At 68.4% G+C, this 17,592-nt stretch carries 20 protein-coding genes; 12 read left to right on the top strand and 8 right to left on the bottom strand.

What is annotated here, in order from left to right; translation table 11 throughout:
• Positions 1-30: 30 nt before the first annotated feature.
• The 5 genes from ACK59X_RS00695 to ACK59X_RS00675 form a co-directional block, all read right to left on the bottom strand.
• Positions 31-750, bottom strand: a complete 720-nt coding sequence (locus ACK59X_RS00695; RefSeq protein WP_409954532.1) for an ABC transporter ATP-binding protein — start codon at positions 748-750, stop codon at positions 31-33.
• Positions 747-1,541 (bottom strand): ABC transporter ATP-binding protein, encoded by a 795-nt coding sequence (locus tag ACK59X_RS00690; RefSeq protein ID WP_409954531.1) that lies wholly within the window; start codon positions 1,539-1,541, stop codon positions 747-749. The genes ACK59X_RS00695 and ACK59X_RS00690 overlap by 4 nt, the downstream gene beginning before the upstream one ends.
• Before the next feature lie 14 nt (positions 1,542-1,555).
• Positions 1,556-2,443 (bottom strand): branched-chain amino acid ABC transporter permease, encoded by an 888-nt coding sequence (locus ACK59X_RS00685; RefSeq protein ID WP_409954530.1) that lies wholly within the window; start codon positions 2,441-2,443, stop codon positions 1,556-1,558.
• Entirely contained in the window at positions 2,436-3,329 is an 894-nt protein-coding gene (locus ACK59X_RS00680) for a branched-chain amino acid ABC transporter permease (RefSeq protein ID WP_409954529.1), read from the bottom strand. Before ACK59X_RS00680 ends, ACK59X_RS00685 begins: the two co-directional genes overlap by 8 nt.
• Positions 3,330-3,433: 104 nt before the next feature.
• The gene (locus ACK59X_RS00675; protein ID WP_409954528.1) at positions 3,434-4,549 is read right to left on the bottom strand and encodes an ABC transporter substrate-binding protein; all 1,116 of its coding nucleotides are present in this window, start codon (positions 4,547-4,549) and stop codon (positions 3,434-3,436) included.
• A gap of 273 nt (positions 4,550-4,822) precedes the next feature.
• Between ACK59X_RS00675 and ACK59X_RS00670 the strand changes: the two genes are divergently transcribed.
• From ACK59X_RS00670 to ACK59X_RS00630, 9 genes are all read left to right on the top strand, one after another.
• Entirely contained in the window at positions 4,823-5,515 is a 693-nt protein-coding gene (locus ACK59X_RS00670; RefSeq protein WP_409954527.1) for a GntR family transcriptional regulator, read from the top strand.
• A gap of 357 nt (positions 5,516-5,872) precedes the next feature.
• A complete protein-coding gene (locus ACK59X_RS00665; protein WP_409954526.1) occupies positions 5,873-6,376 on the top strand; it encodes a gamma-glutamylcyclotransferase family protein in 504 nt (167 codons plus the stop codon).
• A 65-nt stretch (positions 6,377-6,441) separates the two neighbouring features.
• Complete coding sequence (locus ACK59X_RS00660) at positions 6,442-7,335, top strand: ABC transporter substrate-binding protein (protein WP_409954525.1); 894 nt, start codon at positions 6,442-6,444, stop codon at positions 7,333-7,335.
• Between the two features lie 50 nt (positions 7,336-7,385).
• Positions 7,386-8,252, top strand: coding sequence for an amino acid ABC transporter permease (locus tag ACK59X_RS00655; RefSeq protein WP_409954524.1), 867 nt, complete (start codon positions 7,386-7,388; stop codon positions 8,250-8,252).
• Between the two features lie 6 nt (positions 8,253-8,258).
• Complete coding sequence (locus tag ACK59X_RS00650; RefSeq protein ID WP_409954523.1) at positions 8,259-9,041, top strand: amino acid ABC transporter ATP-binding protein; 783 nt, start codon at positions 8,259-8,261, stop codon at positions 9,039-9,041.
• 29 nt (positions 9,042-9,070) lie between these two features.
• On the top strand, positions 9,071-9,511 hold the full coding sequence (locus ACK59X_RS00645; RefSeq protein WP_409954522.1) for a VOC family protein: 441 nt from the start codon (positions 9,071-9,073) through the stop codon (positions 9,509-9,511).
• A gap of 50 nt (positions 9,512-9,561) precedes the next feature.
• Positions 9,562-10,212 carry a GntR family transcriptional regulator gene (locus tag ACK59X_RS00640; protein ID WP_409954521.1) on the top strand — a complete coding sequence of 217 codons (651 nt, stop codon included), beginning with the start codon at positions 9,562-9,564 and terminating at the stop codon, positions 10,210-10,212.
• Positions 10,213-10,232: 20 nt separating this feature from the next.
• The gene (locus ACK59X_RS00635; protein WP_409954520.1) at positions 10,233-10,520 is read left to right on the top strand and encodes a hypothetical protein; all 288 of its coding nucleotides are present in this window, start codon (positions 10,233-10,235) and stop codon (positions 10,518-10,520) included.
• A 21-nt stretch (positions 10,521-10,541) separates the two neighbouring features.
• On the top strand, positions 10,542-11,429 hold the full coding sequence (locus ACK59X_RS00630) for a DMT family transporter (protein ID WP_409954519.1): 888 nt from the start codon (positions 10,542-10,544) through the stop codon (positions 11,427-11,429).
• Between the two features lie 98 nt (positions 11,430-11,527).
• Here the strand turns inward: ACK59X_RS00630 and ACK59X_RS00625 are convergent, their stop codons facing one another.
• Together ACK59X_RS00625 and ACK59X_RS00620 are read right to left on the bottom strand one after the other, a co-directional pair.
• Positions 11,528-11,932, bottom strand: a complete 405-nt coding sequence (locus ACK59X_RS00625; RefSeq protein ID WP_409954518.1) for a hypothetical protein — start codon at positions 11,930-11,932, stop codon at positions 11,528-11,530.
• Positions 11,933-12,094: 162 nt separating this feature from the next.
• On the bottom strand, positions 12,095-13,033 hold the full coding sequence (locus ACK59X_RS00620; protein WP_409954517.1) for a succinylglutamate desuccinylase/aspartoacylase family protein: 939 nt from the start codon (positions 13,031-13,033) through the stop codon (positions 12,095-12,097).
• Between the two features lie 136 nt (positions 13,034-13,169).
• Here ACK59X_RS00620 and ACK59X_RS00615 point away from each other — a divergent pair, with 136 nt between their 5' ends.
• Positions 13,170-16,286 (top strand): WD40 repeat domain-containing protein, encoded by a 3,117-nt coding sequence (locus ACK59X_RS00615; RefSeq protein WP_409954516.1) that lies wholly within the window; start codon positions 13,170-13,172, stop codon positions 16,284-16,286.
• 24 nt (positions 16,287-16,310) lie between these two features.
• On the opposite strand, the gene soxR is transcribed toward ACK59X_RS00615, so the two are convergent.
• A complete protein-coding gene (gene soxR, locus ACK59X_RS00610) occupies positions 16,311-16,778 on the bottom strand; it encodes a redox-sensitive transcriptional activator SoxR (RefSeq protein WP_409954515.1) in 468 nt (155 codons plus the stop codon).
• An 88-nt stretch (positions 16,779-16,866) separates the two neighbouring features.
• Between soxR and ACK59X_RS00605 the strand changes: the two genes are divergently transcribed.
• Positions 16,867-17,316, top strand: a complete 450-nt coding sequence (locus ACK59X_RS00605; protein WP_409954514.1) for a RidA family protein — start codon at positions 16,867-16,869, stop codon at positions 17,314-17,316.
• A gap of 83 nt (positions 17,317-17,399) precedes the next feature.
• Entirely contained in the window at positions 17,400-17,543 is a 144-nt protein-coding gene (locus ACK59X_RS00600) for a hypothetical protein (RefSeq protein ID WP_409954513.1), read from the top strand.
• Positions 17,544-17,592 lie beyond the last annotated feature (49 nt).

The raw sequence follows: 17,592 nt of genomic DNA, 5'->3' as shown, positions 1-17,592 counted from the left end.
CAGGCAAGAGGAATGGACGGTGGTGGGGGCTCAGTGCGCGCGGCCGCCCAGGTAGAGCTCGCGCACCTTCTCGTCGCGCATGAGCGCGCCGGCCTCGCCGGTGAGCGCCACCGCGCCCATCGAGAGCACGTAGGCGCGGTCGGAGATGCGCAGCGCCTCCATGGCGTTCTGCTCCACCATGAGGATGGTCACGCGCTCCTGGTTGCGCACGTGGACGATGGCGTCGAACACCTCGTGCAGCACCTTGGGGGACAGGCCGGCCGAGGGCTCGTCGAGCAGCAAAATGCCCGGGCGCGGCATGAGCGCGCGCGCCAGCGCCAGGATCTGCCGCTCACCGCCCGACATGGAGGCCGCGCGCGCATCGCGCTTGCGCGCCAGCACCGGGTACAGCGCGCACAGCTCGTCCATGCGCCGCGCGCACTCGGCCTTTTCCAGGTAGTGGCCGCCCACCTGCAGGTTCTCGCGAATGGTCAGCGCGCTGAAGACGTTGTCCGTCTGCGGCACGAAGCCCAGGCCGCAGTGGCGGATCTTGCGGTGCACGGGGATCTGCGAGACGTCTTCGCCACGCAGGGTGATGCGGCCGCTGCGCGGCAGCAGGTAGCCGGCTATGGTCTTGAGCAGCGTGCTCTTGCCGCAGCCGTTCGGGCCCAGCAGGGTCACGATCTCCGCCGCCTGGGCCTGCAGGCTCATGCCGCGCAGGATGTCGATCTCGGCCGAGTAGCCGGCCACGACGTTGTCGATGTCAATCATGCGGCCTCCGCGCGCGCTTCGGTGGATGGGGTGGTTGCCGCCGTGCCCAGGTAGGCCTGCAGCACGCGCTCGTTGCGGGCCAGCTCGTCGGGGCGGCAGCTGGCGACGATCTCGCCGCGGTCGAGCACCACGCAGCGCGTGCAGACCTCGCGGATGAAATGCATGTCGTGCTCCACGATCACCAGGGTCATGCCCTGGGCGTTGAGCCGCTGCAGCGCCGTGACGATGTCGCGGCGCAGGTTGGGGTGCACGCCCGCCGTGGGCTCGTCGAGCAGCAGCATGCGCGGCCGCGCCATCAGCGCGCAGACGATGCCAAGCAGCTTCTTCTGCCCGCCCGAGATGGCCGATGCCGGCAGGTCGCGCACAGGGGTCAGCAGCAACTCGCGCAGCAGATGCTCGGCCCGGTCGCGGGCGTCGCGCTCGGCATGGCGGGCACCGCGCGTGGCCAGCAGGGTGTCCCACACGCCGTGGTGGGCCGTGGCGGCGGCCATGGCCACTTCCATCACCGACATCCTGGTGGGCATGGACGGCAGCTGGAAGGTGCGCGCCATGCCGGTGCGCACGATGCGGTGCGCGGCCAGCCGCTCTAGGGGCGCGCCCTCGAAGTGCACGCGGCCCGCGTCCACCGGCGTGAAGCCGGTGATGGCATTGCGCAGGGTGCTCTTGCCCGAGCCGTTGGGTCCGAGCAGGCCGACGAACTCGCCCGGCGCGATCTGCAGATTCACGGCCGACAGGACCTGGTTGCCGCCGCACGCCTTGGCGACGCTGCGGACTTCGAGGAATGCATTCATGGGAGCGTTCGGGGTCATGGCATCTTTCGCAGCTTCTCGGGCAACAGGCCCTCGCTGCGCCACAGCAGGCAGGCCAGCAGGATCAGGCCGATGAGGCCCAGGCGCAGCGCGCCGGCCAGGTCGGAGCTGAAATGGAAGTAGTCCTTGGCAAACGGCACCAGCGCATAGGCGCCCTGCACCAGCACCACCCCGGCGAGCACGCCGGCCGTGTTGCCCATGCCGCCGATCATCAGCATGGTCCACAGCAGAAAGGTCTCGGACGCCACCATGTAGTCGGGGCCGGCAAAGCTCATGTAGTGGGCGTAGAGCGATCCCGCCAGCGCGGTGACGGCGGCGCCGGCCATCAGGGCCCGGCTTTTGAGCGAGAGCAGGTCATAGCCCATGCAGATGGCCAGTTGCGGCTCCTCGCGCGACAGGCGCAGCGCGCGCCCGAAGCGGCCGTTGGCCAGGCGCCGCAGCAGCAGCGCGCACGCAGCCACCAACGCCAGCACCAGCGCCAGGAAGGCCAGTGCGCCGTGGGGCCGGCCCAGCCCGTCGAACAGCGAGGGGATGGCGCTGATGCCGTTGGCGCCACCGGTCAGCCAGTCCTCGTTGGTGGCCACGGTGCGCAGGATTTCGGCGATGGCCAGGGTGGCGATGCCCCAGTAGTCCGAGCCGAGCTGGCGCCCCAGGCGCGCGATGCACCAGCCCAGCAGCATGGCCACGAGCACGCCGCAGCCGGCGCCCGCCAGCGGCGACCAGCCGGCCTGCACGGCAATGCCGGTGGCATAGGCGCCGATGCCGGCAAACGCGATGTGGCCGAAGTTGAGCAAGCCGGCATAGCCTGCCTGCAGGTTCAGGCCCAGGGCCATCAGGCCGTAGATGCCAGCGATGGTGAAGGTGGAGATCAGGAAATCAAACACGGCGCACCTCGCGGTCGAACAGGCCGTAGGGTTTGAACAGCAGGGCCAGCAGCAGGATCAGGAACGAGGCCGCGCTCAGATAAGCGATCGGCAGAAAGGCCAGCGGCTTGCCCACCAGCCAGCCAAAGTTCAGGTTGGTGACCAGGGTCTCGGTCAGCGCGATCAGCGCCGCGCCGGCCACCGCGCCCAGCGGGTTGCCCAGGCCGCCCAGGATGGCGGCTGCGAACACCGGCAGCAGCAGGTCGTGGCCCAGGTTGATGTGGGCGCCGGTGGACAGGGCCAGCAGGCTGCCGCCCAGGCCGGCGATGGCGCCGCTCGCAAAATTCACCAGGCGCGTGATGCCCTCGGCATTGAGGCCCGAAGCCGCCGCCAGCGCCGGGTTGGTCGACAGCGCCCGCATGGCGCGCCCGGTGCGCGTGAAGAACAGCAGCAGCGTGAACAGCGCCAGCAGCACGGCGGTGGTGGCCATGGCGGCGATCTGCGTATGCGACAGGCGCACGCCGCCCAGCACCACGGGCTCGGTGATCGGCAGGTTGAGCATGCGCGGGAAGGAGCCCGCCACGCCCTGGGCCCCGGCCACGACCAGCATGGCCACGGCGAGCGAGCCGATCATGGCGATGGCCGGGCCCGCGCGCAGCAGGCGGCGGAACACCAGGAGGTGCAGCACCAGCGTGAGCAGGCCCGTGAGCCCGCAGGCGATGGCAATGGCCAACGGCAGCGGCAGGCCCCAGGCGAACAGGGCATAGGTGGCGTAGGCACCGAGCATGGCGTACTGCACATGCGCGATGTTGGGGAACTTGACCAGGCCGTAGACCGTGCTCAGGCCCAGCGCCACGAGCGCGAGGTCCGAGGCACGCAGCAGCGTGTCGAAGAGAAGTTGGAGCATGGAGACGGATCGGTGGAGCCGGCCGCGCGCAGGGCATGCGCACGGCCGGGCATCAGGGAAGGCCGCGCCGGTTCAAGCGCAGCGCGGCACAGGGAAAAGAGGGATCAGCGCGGCACGACCTTGCCGTCGTACTTGAGCTTGGCGTAAGGCGGGTCGGTGCGCTGGCGCTCCGCGTCGAAGACGATGGGGCCGGTCACGCCCACATAGCCGCCCTTGCCCAGTTCCTTGAGCGCGGCCTGCACGGCGGCGGTGTCGGTGGATTTGGCCTTGTTCATCGCGGCGGCCGCCATCAGCACCGCGTCGTAGGCGTAGCCGGTGTACGAGGTCTTCATGCCCTCCTTGTATTTGGCGGCAAAGGCGTCGGCGTAGGCCTTGCCCGCCGCGCCGTAGACCGAACCCACCTCCATGCCGAGCTGCCCCTTGGCGATCTCGGGCGCGGTGTCGGACAGGCTCATCGAGATCAGGATGGCGTACCAGGGCTTGCTGCGCAGGCCCAGCTCCAGGGCCTCGCGGTTGATTACCGCCGACTCCTGGCCATAGGCCGTGTAGATGTAGGCGTCGGGGTTGCTGCGCGACATCTGCTGCAGCTCGCGCCGGTAGGTGGACTGGCCCGCGGTGTAGAGCACCTCGGTCACGACCTTGCCGCCGAGCTTCTCGAACTCCTGCTTGAAGCCGTGCACCACACCCTGGCCGTAGGCATTGTTGGGCGCCACCATGGCCACGTTGCGGTAGCCCAGGTCCCACACGTCCTTGGAGGAGAACTGGTTGCCCTTGTCCTCCAGCCCGATGAGGTTGAACGAGCTGGCGCCCAGGTCGCGGATCTTCACGCTGGTGCTGGCGATGTTGATGTGGGCCACGCCCTCCTTCACCAGGTACTGCGCCATGGGCAGGGTGATGCCCGAGGAGTACTCGCCGATCACCACCGGCACCTTGTCCACGCTGACCAGCTTGCGCGCCGCATTCAGGGCCGTGGTGGCGTTGCCGCCCGAGTCTTCCACGACCACGTTGAACTTCTTGCCGAGCACGCCGCCATCGGCGTTCACCTTGTCGACCGCCAGGGCGACCGCGCGGCGCACGTCCTCACCCACCGTGGCATTGGCGCCGGTGAGCGAGAGCACGGCGCCCATCTGCACCGTGTCCTGCGCCAGGGCATGCGAGGTGAGGGCCAGGCCGAAGGCGAACGCCATGGGCGCTCGGAGGGTTCGAAATTTCATGGACATGGAAGCTCCGTAGGTAGGTGGCTGAAGGGATGGCGGCTCGCGCCGCAATGCACGGGGTGCAGGGGGATGCCTGAAGGAGCGCCTTTCGAACCGGTGGAGGGGACATGCGGAGCCGCTGTGGCCCCTTCATGAGGAGCCAAAGACCATGCCTTCGAAACCAATTCGATTTGCTTAAGATCCAACAAATCATCAATTGGATCCAATTCTATACATACGGATCCAGTATGACAATCACGTTGTGAACCGGGCACCAAGTTCTGATCCAATAGCGGCATGAGATCCCGCACCTCCAAACCGCGCGCTTTGCACCAGGTCATCCGCGACGCGCTGCGCCACGACATCCTGAGCGGCAAGCTGCCGGCGGGCCACCAGTTGCGCCAGGACGCCCTGGCCACGCAGTTCAACGCCAGCCGCATCCCCGTGCGCGAGGCGCTGCGCCAGCTCGAATCAGAAGGCCTGGTGGTGCACCACCTGAACCGGGGTGCCATGGTGGCGGGCATGAACGTGCAGCAGATCTGCGAGCTGCTGGACATCCGCGTGGCGCTCGAATGCCACGCGGCAAGGCTGGCCGTGCCCAACATGGTGGAGCGCGACTTCGAGACCATGGAGCGCATCCTCGATGACTACAGCCGCTCCGACGTGGTCAGCGACTGGGCCGAGTACAACCGCCAGTTCCACCTGGCGCTGTCGGCCCCGGCCAACAACATGCGCCTCAAGCGCCTGATCGAGGAGTACTGCCTGAACACCGACCGCTACACGCACCTGGCCATGTCCAAGGCCACGGGCAAGGACAAGCCGCAGTCCGACCACTACCAGCTGGTGGCCGCCTGCCGCGCGCGCGATGTGGGCAAGGTGGTGTCATTGCTCGAGGAGCACATCGACAACACCCGCAAGGAACTGCTGGCCACCGCGCGCGAGCAGCAGATGCAGGGCGGCGACGGCCCGGGCTTGCTGCAACTGGCCTGACGGACTGGCAAGCCTGGCCGCCGGTGCAGGCCGTGCTTGCGGGCTCGCGTTGCTGCCAAGAGACGCAGGCCCTTATCGGCGGGCCGCACCAAAATCACCCCAAAAGCGCCGAGAGGGTGCATTCCAAACCAAAGCAGTGCGTGGCGCTGGCCGACAACAGGCCCGGGAAAACCCCAGGATTGATCCCAATTTCTTCGTATATCTTCTCGTACACAAATAAATATACAGGATGTCAGGACCACTGATGTGTGCTTGCCTGGGCTGGCACAAGGCTTGCATTCAACATATACGAAGAAATATACGATTTCACCTCCCCGCCTCGCAAGAGGCTTTTCCCCGCCTGAAAGAAAGCGACCCATGCTCTACTACTTTGCCTACTGCACCTGGCTCAACGACCCCGAGATCCGCCGCTACTGGCCCACCACCAGGGCTATCACCAAGGCCCACGCGGCCAACCACCGGCTGCAGTTCCATGCGGCCGGCGAGCGCAGCGACCGCGGCTGGTGCCACCTCAACGGGGTCTCCGACGCCGTGGGCAACAACGCCCTGGGCGTGGTGTTCGAGCACGAGCCCCACCAGCTCAACGAGGACTACGACGACTTCGAGCGCTTCTTCCTGACCGTGCACGGCGAGGACGGCAAGGCCTACGACTGCTGGACCTACCGCCTGTCCAAGCCCGGCATGGCCATGCGCCCGCCGAACTTCTACTGGGAACACATCCCCACGGGCCTTGCGGCCTGGAAGTTCCCTGCCGAGTACATCGCCTCGGTGCAGGCCACCTTTGATGCGGCGGCCCCGTGCCCGCGCGCCGACCGGCCCAATCCGTCGGCCATTCCCGGCAAGTCCGCCGAAAGCCGCTGACCGCCCTTCTGCCTGACCACCCCCTTCCCACGCTCCTGCCTGCGCTTTCCTGAAAGGACTTCTCCATGCATTTCATCAAGCGTTCCCTGCGCTGCGGCCTGGTGCTGCTGGCCACTGCCATTCCGTTGCTGGGCATGGCCCAGACCGCCAAGCCCCTTGCGCCCGAGGTGCTGGCAGCCATCCCTGCAGAGATCAAGGCTCGCGGCGTGCTGCGGGTGGGCTCGCAGCAGACCTTTCCGCCCATCGAGTTCCGCGAGCCGGGCAAGAGCGAGGTCACGGGCGCGAGCCGCGACCTGCTGGCCGAGGTGGCACAGCGTTTGGGCCTGAAGCTGGAGTTCGTGCAGGCCGAGTACTCGGCGCTGATCCCCGGCCTGGAGGCCGACCGCTTCGACCTGGCTTCGGGCGGCATCAGCGACACCGAAGAGCGCGAGCAGAAGGTGGACTTCGTGAACTACCTGTTCTCGGGCGGCAGCATCCTGGCGCTGGCGGCCAACAAGGAGCGCCTGGAGACCATCGACGACTTCTGCGGCAAGGGCGTGGCCACGCTGCTGGGCAGCCGGGTCATCATGGCCCAGGTGGAGGCCGCGTCCGAGCGCTGCGTGAAGGCCGGCAAGGCCGCCATCCGCGCGGAGCAACTGCCCTCGGCACCCGACGCGCGCATGCAGCTCGACCTGCGCCGCGTGGACGGCTACCTGGGCGATTTCCCGGCCCTGGTGTACATGGGCCGGCAGTTCCCGGACCGCTACCGCATCGTCGGCGGCAACTACATGCTCACGCAGTACATCACCTCGTGGGGCTTCGCCAAGAACCGCACCGCGCTGCGCGACGCGGTGCAGAAGGCCACCCAGTCCATGCTGGACGACGGCACCTACCGGAAGCTGCTGGACAAATGGGGCGTGGGTGGTGCCGCCCTGCCGGCCATCAGCGTCAACCTGCCCGCTTCCAAGCGCGGCAAGTAAGCACCCGGGGCGGCTTGCCGCCCCTTCCCTGCCCCGACCGGAACCTTCGTGTGAACTCCGCAACCCCTTCGCCATCCCCCTCTTCAGCCACCGCGCGGCCGCGCCGGGTGGTGCACCGCCGCCCCTGGGGCCCCTGGATCTTTGCCGCGCTGGTGCTGACCGCCCTGGCCGTCCTGCTGCACGCGGCCATCAAGGCCCAGGTGCTCAAGCTGCCCATCTTCCTGGACTACCTGTTCAGCCGCCTGGTGCTGGAAGGCGCTGTCAATTCGCTGATGCTGGGCACCACCGCCCTGCTGCTGGCCGGCGTGGTGGGACTCGTCGCAGCGCTGATGCGCGTGAGCGGCAACCCCATCCTCACGGCGTTCGCCTCGACCTACATCTACCTGTTCCGCGGCACGCCGATGCTGATCCAGCTGATCTTCTGGTTCAACGCCTTCCCGATCATGTTCCCGCAGCTGCACATCGCCATCCCGTTCACCAGCTGGGTGCTGCTGGATGCACCGATGACCTCGGTCATCACGCCCCATGTGGCGGCGCTGATCGGGCTGAGCCTGGCCGAGGGCGCCTACATGGCCGAGATCATCCGCGGCGGCTTCCTGGCCGTGGACAACGGCCAGCGCGACGCCGCCCGCGCCATCGGCATGCCGCACGGCCTGCTCATGCGCAAGGTGGTGATTCCGCAGGCCGCGCGCATCATCGTGCCAGCCGCAGGCAACCAGTACATCCTGCTGCTCAAGTCCACCTCGCTGGCCTCGGCCATCGGCTACCTGGAGCTGCTGCGCATCTCCACCGACATCTATGCGGCCAACTTCCACGTGGTCGAGCTGCTGGCCGTCGCGGGCTTCTGGTCCCTGGTGATGACGGCCTTTGCCCCGGCACTGCAGACCACGCATGAGAAACTCTTTCCCCACCGCTAGCAGACCATGTCCCAGCCGTCCTCCAACGCCATCGAACTGATGGAAGTAACCAAATTCCGCGGCACGCAGTGCGTGCTGCGCAACGTCAGCGCCCAGATCCCGCGTGGCCAGGTGGTCGCCGTGCTCGGCCCCTCGGGCGCAGGCAAATCCACGCTGCTGCGCTGCGTGAACCACCTGGAGACCATCGACGGCGGCAAGATCGTCGTCGATGGGGGCCTGGTGGGCTATCGCGAGCGCGGCGACGCGCTGCACGAGCTCAGCGACCACGAGATCAGCCTGCAGCGGCGCAGCACCGGCATGGTGTTCCAGAGCTTCAACCTGTTTCGCCACCTGTGCGTGCTCGACAACGTGATGGCCGGCCCGCTGCACGTGCTGCGCAAACCGCGCGCGCAAGCGCGCGACACCGCGCAGGCACTGCTGCGCCGGGTCGGCCTGGCAGACAAGGCCCAGGCCTACCCTCACCAGCTCTCGGGCGGGCAGCAGCAGCGCGTGGCGATTGCGCGCGCCCTGGCCATGCAGCCTTCGGTGATGCTGCTCGACGAGCCCACCAGCGCGCTCGACCCGGAGCTGGCCCAGGAGGTGATCGCAGTCATCCGGCAACTCGCCCAGGACGGCATCACCATGATGATGGCCACGCACGAGATGGCCCTGGCGCGCGACTTCGCCGACCGGGTGCTGTTCATGGTCAACGGCGAGATCGTCGAGGACGTGCTGCCGGCCCGGCGCTTCTTCGAGGGCCCATCGAGCGAGCGCGGCCGCCAGTTCCTGGCCCACCACCTCTCCCACTGACATTCCCACCGACCGAACGAGACTTTGCCATGAACCACCCCTTCCACCACCTGCACCATGTCTGCATCGTCGTGCACGACCTGGACAAGGCCGTCGCTTACTACGAGAGCCTGGGCATGGGCCCCTGGTTCGACTACCCCAAGGGCCAGCCCTACGTGGCCTTCGACGTGCCGAACAAGGCTGCCTCCGACGCCATGCGCTACAAGTGCCTGGACCTCGGAAACTTCCAGCTGCAGCTGTGCCAGCCGTCCTTGCTAGACTCGCCCCAGCGGCAATTCCTCGACACGCGCGGGGAAGGCGTCTACCACCTCGGTTTCGAGGTGAAGGACTGCGACGAGGCCGAGGCCCATGCGCGGCAGGCCGGCGTGCTGCCGACCGCCCGGGGGCGCCGCGCCGACCGCTCCGGCTTCACCTACTTTGACACGCGCGCCGGTGCCGGCGTGGTGCTCGAAGTGCGCCGCACGGCCTGATGCCACCCCGAATTCCGTTCGCCACTTCCATTCGCCACAATGGGAACCCCATGACCCGCAACCACAACGGCTCGGCGCCGATCATCCAAGACGTCCACCAGCAGCTGCGCGACCGCATCCTGTCGCACGAGGTCAAACCCGGTGAGCGCCTGGTGGAAGACGACATCTGCGCACTGCTCTCGGCGGGCCGCACCCCCGTGCGCGAAGCCCTGCTGCGCCTGCAGGGCGAAGGCCTGGTCAGCCGCAGCCGCGGCTGGGTGGTGGGCACGGGGGCACCGCTGGCGGTGCGCAGCATTTTCGAGAGCCGCATGGCGATCGAGGGCTATGCCACAAGGTTGGCGGCCGAACGGGCCCCGGCCGAGGCGCTGCAGGAGCTGCGCCAGATCCTCGTGGCCATGGACGCGGCCGAGGCGGTCTCGCGCAGCGAGGTGAACCGGCTCAACCAAATCTTCCACCGCCGCGTGGTCGCGCTTTCGGGCAATGCCTATTTCGTCGAGCAGCACGAGCGCACGCAATTCCAGTACTGGAGCCTGCGGCTGCCGGTGATCTTCGCCAAGGACCAGCTGGCGCACTCGGCCAAGGAGCACCACGAGATCCTCGCGGCCCTGGAGCGGCGCGACGGCGACCATGCAGAGCAACTCACGCGCGAGCACATCGCCACCACGATGCGCATCGTGGCCGACGCGCTCGACGAACGCTGAGCAGCACAGCAGCTTCCTCCATGAGCGCCCGGCGCCTTGCGGCTGGCGACAGCCATCTCTATCCCGGCGTACGGCTCGCCGGCACACCGGCCAATGGGTTGACTCACTGGCAGGCCGGCGACCCGGTGCTCATCGAGTTCGCCGACCTCACCATCGGCGAAGGCAGGATCGAGGCCGCGGCGGCCAACGGCTGGCTGCTGCAGCTTTTCGCCCGCAGCACGGCCAAGGGCGCCGCCATCCCTGCCCAGACCTGGTGGCTGGAGCCCCAGCCCCACGAGCCCGGCCTGCTGCGCGTGCGCCGGACCTAGTGTCCCTCTTCTACAGCCCCCATGTCTTCCCACCTCCAGGGCAGCGTGCTCCTGGTCGCCGCCATGGCCTGCTTCTCCGTGTCCGACGCACTGGTCCAACGTGCAGGCAGCGGGCTCGACGCCGGACAACTGGCCTGGCTGCGCTATGCACTGCTGCTGGCCACTGCGCTGCCGATGGCGCTGCGCCAGCCCGGGCTGTTGCGCTCCCAGCGCCCGCTCCTGCAGCTGGGCCGGGCCGCCGGCCTGGTCGGCTCGGCCGTGCTGTTTCTGCAGGGCATCAAGACCCTGCCGATTGCCGAGGCCACCGCCCTGGTGTTCGCCTCCCCGCTGTATGTGACGCTGCTCTCCACCCTGCTGCTGCGCGAGCCCTGGCGACCCTGGCGCAATGCCCCGGTGCTGCTGGGCTTTGCGGGCGTGCTGGTCGTGGCGCAGCCCGGCGGGGCGGGATTCGACGCCCCCATGCTGTTCCCGCTGCTGTCGTCCCTGGCCTGGGCGGGTGCCGTGCTCTGCACCCGCCTGCTCAGCAGCAGCGATCCCGCCCCCACCACCATCCTGTACTCGGCCGCACTGGGCGTGCTGGCCCTGGCGCTACCCGCTGCGCGCATGGCCCCGGGGGTACTCGCGCTGCAATGGCCCTGGCTGCTGGCCATGGCGGGCAGCTGGTGCACCGCGCAGTGGCTGATCGTCTGGGCCTACCGCATCGCGCCGCCGTCGGCCATCGCTCCCTTCTCGTACTCCCAACTGTTCTGGGCGGCACTGCTGGGGTGGCTGGTGTTCGGCCAAGTGCCCCAAGGGCCGACCCTGCTGGGCATCGCGCTGATCGTGCTCAGCGGCCTGTGGGCCGCATGGATGGCGCGGCCGGCGCGCGGGAGCCACCACGGCCATGACAGCCCCCCTCCGGGCGGTTGACGCTGCCCTGGAAAGAATCCCAGGCGGCCAGGCCTTGGCCGCGCCAAACCAGGCCCGCAATCTACCCGAAACCCTGCCCTTCCAAACTGCGTCGGAACTCAGGCTGCTGCAGCCTGCGATGCACCCGCCTTGCTGCGCTTGAGCAAGGCAATCAGGACGTGGGCCCCCACCGCAAGGGCCAGAAGCACCAGCGCCCCCAACCCCCACACGGCCCAGGCCAGGAGCGAGATGGCGCCCGAGAGCGCAGGCACGGCCTCCAACGCGCCCTGGATGACAGGACCGATGGAAGCGACCAGCGACCCGAACTCCTGCGCCAGCGCGGGCGGCAGCCAGACCGCTAGCCAGTCGGGCAGCACGGCCTGATCCACCACGGCAGGGCCACTACTGGCCAGCGTGCCCGCGCCCGATACCGCCCACAGCGTCACCGCGTGCGCGCTCCAGCAGGCCACGGACCACAGGGCCAGCAGCGCCAGCGCCAGAAACCCGCTGATTGCATAAAACATCGGTGTCGTCCTTTCAAGATGGCAAGCATGCCTCCCAGTATGGGCAAGGCACTTTGAAAGAAACAGCAGTCCAGGGCGAAACCTGAATCCGGTTTTTGCGAACTTATTTCACTGTTTGCAGCAGCAAAGAACGAATCCCCACCAGCCGCCCGCCCCAGGCGCTCAGATCGGCCGCGTCAGGTACACCGCCTCGCGCCCCACGATGGGCTCGCGCGTGGGCATCATCACCGTGCAGTCGTCGCACAGCGCGCGGATCTCCACGGCGCCGTCGGTGGCGATGAGTTCGCCCTTGGCGAAGGTCTCGAAGCCCAGCACCGGCCGGGTGAAGGCGAAGTCGGGCGTGAGCACCATGCAGGTCTCCAGCAGCTCGAAGCGGCGCTGCGGTCCCGGTGCCACGCGGTCGGCGCGCGGTGCAGTCAGGCCGAAGTGGGCGATGAAGTCCTGCGCCACCTGGGTAGCGAGGTCGGCCGCCGATTGCAGGAAATGCTGGCCACACTCGACCACCATGGCCACGCCGGCATCGCCCAGGGCCTGGCCGTGGCGGCCGTGCTGGATCAGCGGCGTGCCCGAGCCCAAACCTTTGGGCATGACCATGTGCACGGGCGGCAGGCCGATGGCCAGGGCGGCCGCGGCATTGCGTTCGTAGGCGGGGTAGACCCAGAAGGGCTGCACGTCCTGGCTGGTGGAGTGGATATCGAGGATGTGGTCGGCCGCCGCCACCACCGGGCGCAGTTCGCGCGCGCGGCGCAGTTCGGGGCTGTCGCCACTGCCGTCGAGCTCGGCGGCGGACCAGATGCGGTTGAGGTTGTGCACCAGCTGGCGGCTCTCGAACGGGCGGGACTCGTCGAACGATTCGTAGGCCGCCACGTTGGCAAAGCTGATGGTCAGCGTGCCGATGAGCGGGCGCACGCCGCTGTCGAGCAGGTGGGTGGCGGCCACCATGCCGCAGATCTCGTTGCCGTGGGTCAGTGCGTTGATCAGCACGTGGGGGCCGGGCTTGCCCGATTCGAAGCGGTGCACGTAGTCGATGCCGACATTGCCCTGGCGGTAGGCGGACAGGTCGCGGGGCAGCACTTCAAACGCGGGCGGGTTCTGGCTCATGGTGGGAGGGTTTCATTAACTGATAAGACAACACATCATTGTCGGCCCAAACGGCCGCGTGTGCACGCAGCGGCGTGGCCGCGTACACGCGGTGTACGATGCCCGCCGACCGACTGTTCATTGCCCTGAAAGCACCATGCCCAGCCAGCCCAACCTGCCGAGCCTGCGTTTTGTTCCCATGGCCGAAGTGGCCCACCTGCTGCCCGCCGGCTGCTCCATCGCAGAACGCCTGCAGGCAGATCCTGAAGAGTTCAGCGCAGAGACCGCCGTCTGGATCAGCGGCGACGTGCAGTGGCCTGAACTGCACCTGGACCTGCCGCTGGTGGCCGATGGCGGCCTGCACCAGCTGGCACAGGCCCAGCCGGAGGCCGCCCCGCGGACCCGCCGTGCGCCCCATCTGGTCCTCGTGGAGGGCAGCCTCGCCATCGAGGGCGCGCTGACCGCCGGCAACACCTATGGCACCACCCACCTGGTGGTGCTGGGCGACCTGCATGTGCAGCATGCGGTCATCGGCGGGCAGCTGCTGCATGTGCAGGGCGCATTCACGGTGGACGAACTGCTCTGGGGCCATGCCCGCCACGGCGAGCTGCGGGTGGACGGCGGCCTCACGGCACGCGTGGCGCTGTTCACCGATGAATACCCGGTGCAGGTGGCTGGCGGCGAGCAGGTGCAGTTCCTGCTCGATGAAACACGCGGCGTGCCCAGCCTGGCGGAGTTTTCTGCCGAGGTGGCGGGCCTGGTGTTCCTGCCCGAGTACTTCGATGGCATCGACGACGGTACGGACGGCATCGGCGATCTGCTCGACCGTGACCGCGTGGTCGCCGCCGTGCGCGCCGGTGAGAGCCCGGTGCGCGCCAGCAGCGAGATCGAGGCCGACCTGCCCCTGGCCAACGACCTCTTCGCCGACGAGGCGATCAGCGTGGCCAACATCCTCGCAGCGGTGAACTCGCCCGTGGTCACGCACAAGGAGAAGAAGGCCTCTGGCTGGTTCGGGCAGACCGATTTCCTGCTCTGCCGCCGGCATTTGGACGGCGATGGCGACCAGCGCGACGACAACGTCTTCATCACGGTCTGGAAGACCTGGGACTTCTACCTCTCGGTGGAGCGCGAGCCTACGCGCAAGGGCCTGCTGGCCCGCCTGGCGGCCGCAGTGCGGAGGAAGCCCATCCCCTGCACCCAGGTCGCCACACTGCTCTACCGCGGCTACACCGAGGGCACGGAGGACGGGTTCAAGGTGCTGGACAACGATGCCCCCGCCGAAGCGCGCGAGGCCTGCATGAAAGCCTGGCGCGGTGTGCTCGACTATGTGCGCCGCGCCGTAGGACAGTCGCGCGCCGGCTACCCGCTGTACCACCGGCTGCAGGCCACGCTCACCCCCAGGCACATCGAGCAATTCACCAGCCTGCCCTACTTCACCGAGGAGTACAACGACTGGTGGGACAGCGACAGGAACGGCACCTGGCACGGCGACGTATGGGTGGGTGCGCGCCAGCCCTGCCTGCACGACGGCGAGCCCTGGAGCCGTGCGCTCAAGCTCAGTTGGGAGAACGGCGAACAGCGGCCCGGTGACGACGCGGACGACAGCTACGCCGCCTATCAGCTCGACGTGGACGAGGCCCGTGCCGGCCCGCCGCTGGTGGAGTTCAAGTACGCCCAGCGCCAGAGCGAGCCCAGGACCGCACTGCCCCGCGGTGCGGTGGACCACATTGCTCGCCTGCTGCGGCTGTTTGCCCAGGTGGAGGCGAAGATCCGCGGCGAGCACGAGGTGCAGGAAGCGCAGCGCGCAGAAGCGCAACGCATCGAGGCCGCTGTGCACCTGCTGGCTACGCCCCCGCTGGCGCCGGACCTGCCCGATGCCGCCGTATTCCCGGCCGAACTGATGCTGCTGTCCGGGCAGTGGCAGACCGGTGGCGAGACCTATGTGGCCGCCATCCGCGCCCACCAGTTCGCGCTGACCGCCCGCGCCCATGAGGGCGAGGGCGACGCCAGCGGCGAAGAGGAGGATGAGGAGGAAGACGACGACCTGCCCGACGACCCGCGCAAGGCCAGCGCCCCCACGGTGCTGCAGCTGGCCCGCGTGGTGAACCGGCATGCCGACGAGGCCCTGGCCGAGCGCTTTCGCCAACGCTTTGCCTTTGCCCCCGATGCCTATGTGCGCACGGCCTCCAAGCAGGGCCAGTTCATCGGCCCGGCCCTGCTGCTGGCCGATGGCCGCATCCTCGCGCGCATCGGGCCCGGCTACAGCGAGTCGGTGCACTGGGTGCAGATCGACGGCACTGCGGCCACGGCGCTGCCGGCGCTCAAGGGCCTGGGGCGGTCCATGGACGGGCGCTGCTTTGCGCAGAGCGACGGCACGCACATCACCACGCACCAGGGCTTTGGCGGGCCGCAGATCGCACAGCTGCCGCTGCCGCACGGCAACGAAGGCATCCCCGCATCCATGGGCCTGGTGGCCGGCTCGCTGGGCCGGCGCTGCGACGAGATCATCCCGTTCAGCGACGGCCGGCGGGTATTGCTGCGCAACCCCACGGGCATCTACCTGATCAGCACCAACCAGGGTGTGCAGCGCCTGCACCACCAGGAATTCGACGAGGGCGAGGACGGCGAGGACGATGGCAGCCCTTACACCTGGCCCAAGAACCATGAGGATGCCGCCGAAGGCGAGCCCGAGGGCAGCCTGCTGTCCATGGACATGCTGCACATGGCCCTGTCACCCGACGAGCGCTTCATCGCCGTGGGCGACCAGGACAGCACGCACATCCTGCTCGGCGCGCAGGACGGCGGCCTGCTGCGCACGCTGGAGACACAGTCCTCCTACCCGCACCACGCGCGCTTCTCGCACGACGGCACGCGGCTGTGGTTCAACTCCTGCCACCTGTACAACGGCATCACCACCTCCACACGCGTGGACGACGCGCAGGACACCGAAGGTACGGTCGTCAACGCGGACTGGCGCGTCTACGCCTCGGCCACACTGCCCGGCATGGTGGTCATGGGCGATGCCAGCGGCTACGTGAACGCCATGGACGATGAGGGCAACACCCTGTGGCGCCACCATGTGGGCAGCAGCATCAGCGCCATCGAGGCCTCGCCCGATGGCAGCACACTGCTGGTGGGCAGCTACGGCGGCTATCTGGCCGTGCTGCAGCGCACGGAGACGGGGCTGGACCCCTATTCCATCGGCACCTCGCCCTACGCGGAGGTGAGCCGCTGGATTTTCTGGAACAACGAGAACGCACCGCTGCGCTGGTAAGCGGGGACGCTGCGCACGCACCGATCAGAAATGCGGACCGGGCCCTTCCTGGGCCAGCGCATCCTGCGCATTGCGCAGCGGGCAGACCTTGAGCGACAGGCATCCGCAGCCGATGCAGCCGTCGAGCTGGTCGCGCAGCGCGGTCAGCGTGCGGATGCGCTCGTCCAGGTCCTCGCGCCAGCGCTCGGACAGCCGGCGCCAGTCGGCCACCGTGGGCGTGCGGCCTGCGGGCAGGGCCTGCAGCGACTGGCCGATGGCCGCCAGCGGTACGCCCATGCGCTGGGCCACCTTGATCACCGCCACCCGGCGCAGCACCGAGCGCGGGTAGCGCCGCTGGTTGCCCGCACTGCGCACGCTGGCAATCAGGCCGCGGGTTTCGTAAAAATGCAGCGCCGAGACGGCCAACCCGCTGCGGCGCGCCACCTCGCCCACCGACAGGTCGGCCGCCAGCTCCGCCATGGAATCGCCGGGCGCGTCATCGTGCTGCTTCATGTCCATGCCTTTGAAGTGGGTCGTTGACCTCAAGTTAACTTGAGATTCAATACTACCAGCCTCTTCAACGACCTTCAGGACGTCACCCATGCCGCAGATCGCACAGCGCCTCAGCCCGACCCACGCTGCCACGCTCGCCCACATCAACCCCGAGGGCGTGTACGACCCGGCCCCCAATGGCTACACCCACGTGGTGGTGGCACCCCTCGCGGGCCGCACGGTCTATGCCTCGGGCCAGGGCGGCGAGAACCTGGCGGGCGAGCTCTCGCCCAACTTTGCCGAGCAGCTCGCGCAGGCCCTGGACAACATGCGCCGCGTGCTGGAGGCGGCCGACGCCACGGTGCACGATGTGGTGCGGCTCACGCTGCTGGTGGTGGACCACACCGAGGAACGCCTGGCCCTGTGGACCGAGGCCGCGCGCCGCGTGTGGGGCGATGCGCCCACGCCCGCCTGCACCCTGATCCCCGTGCCGCGCCTGGCGCTCGACGGCATGCTGGTGGAAGTGGAGGCCACCGCCGTGGTGGCCCCACGGGGGTAACGCCCAAGGCCGTTCCGGTCGCCCCGGTTGTGGCGTACCATTCCGCGCAGCGGTCCCATCCGGAGACCCATACAGGAGGGCCCATGGCCAAAGGCGAACAGCGCAGCAACAAGATGACCAAGAAACCCAAGAAGGACACGTCGATCCCGAAGGAATCGCACGGCTCCGACCGCCCCATGCCGCCCGTGACGGCCGTGATCCCGCGCGGCAAGGACAAGAACAAGTAGTCGCACCGCGACCTGGCCGCGCCGTCCACGGCCGGTGCGAACCACAGCC

Origin of the sequence: Acidovorax sp., from assembly GCF_046339755.1 — a bacterium.
Classification (GTDB): domain Bacteria; phylum Pseudomonadota; class Gammaproteobacteria; order Burkholderiales; family Burkholderiaceae_C; genus Acidovorax.
This window is presented reverse-complemented; position numbering and strand designations above follow the sequence as displayed.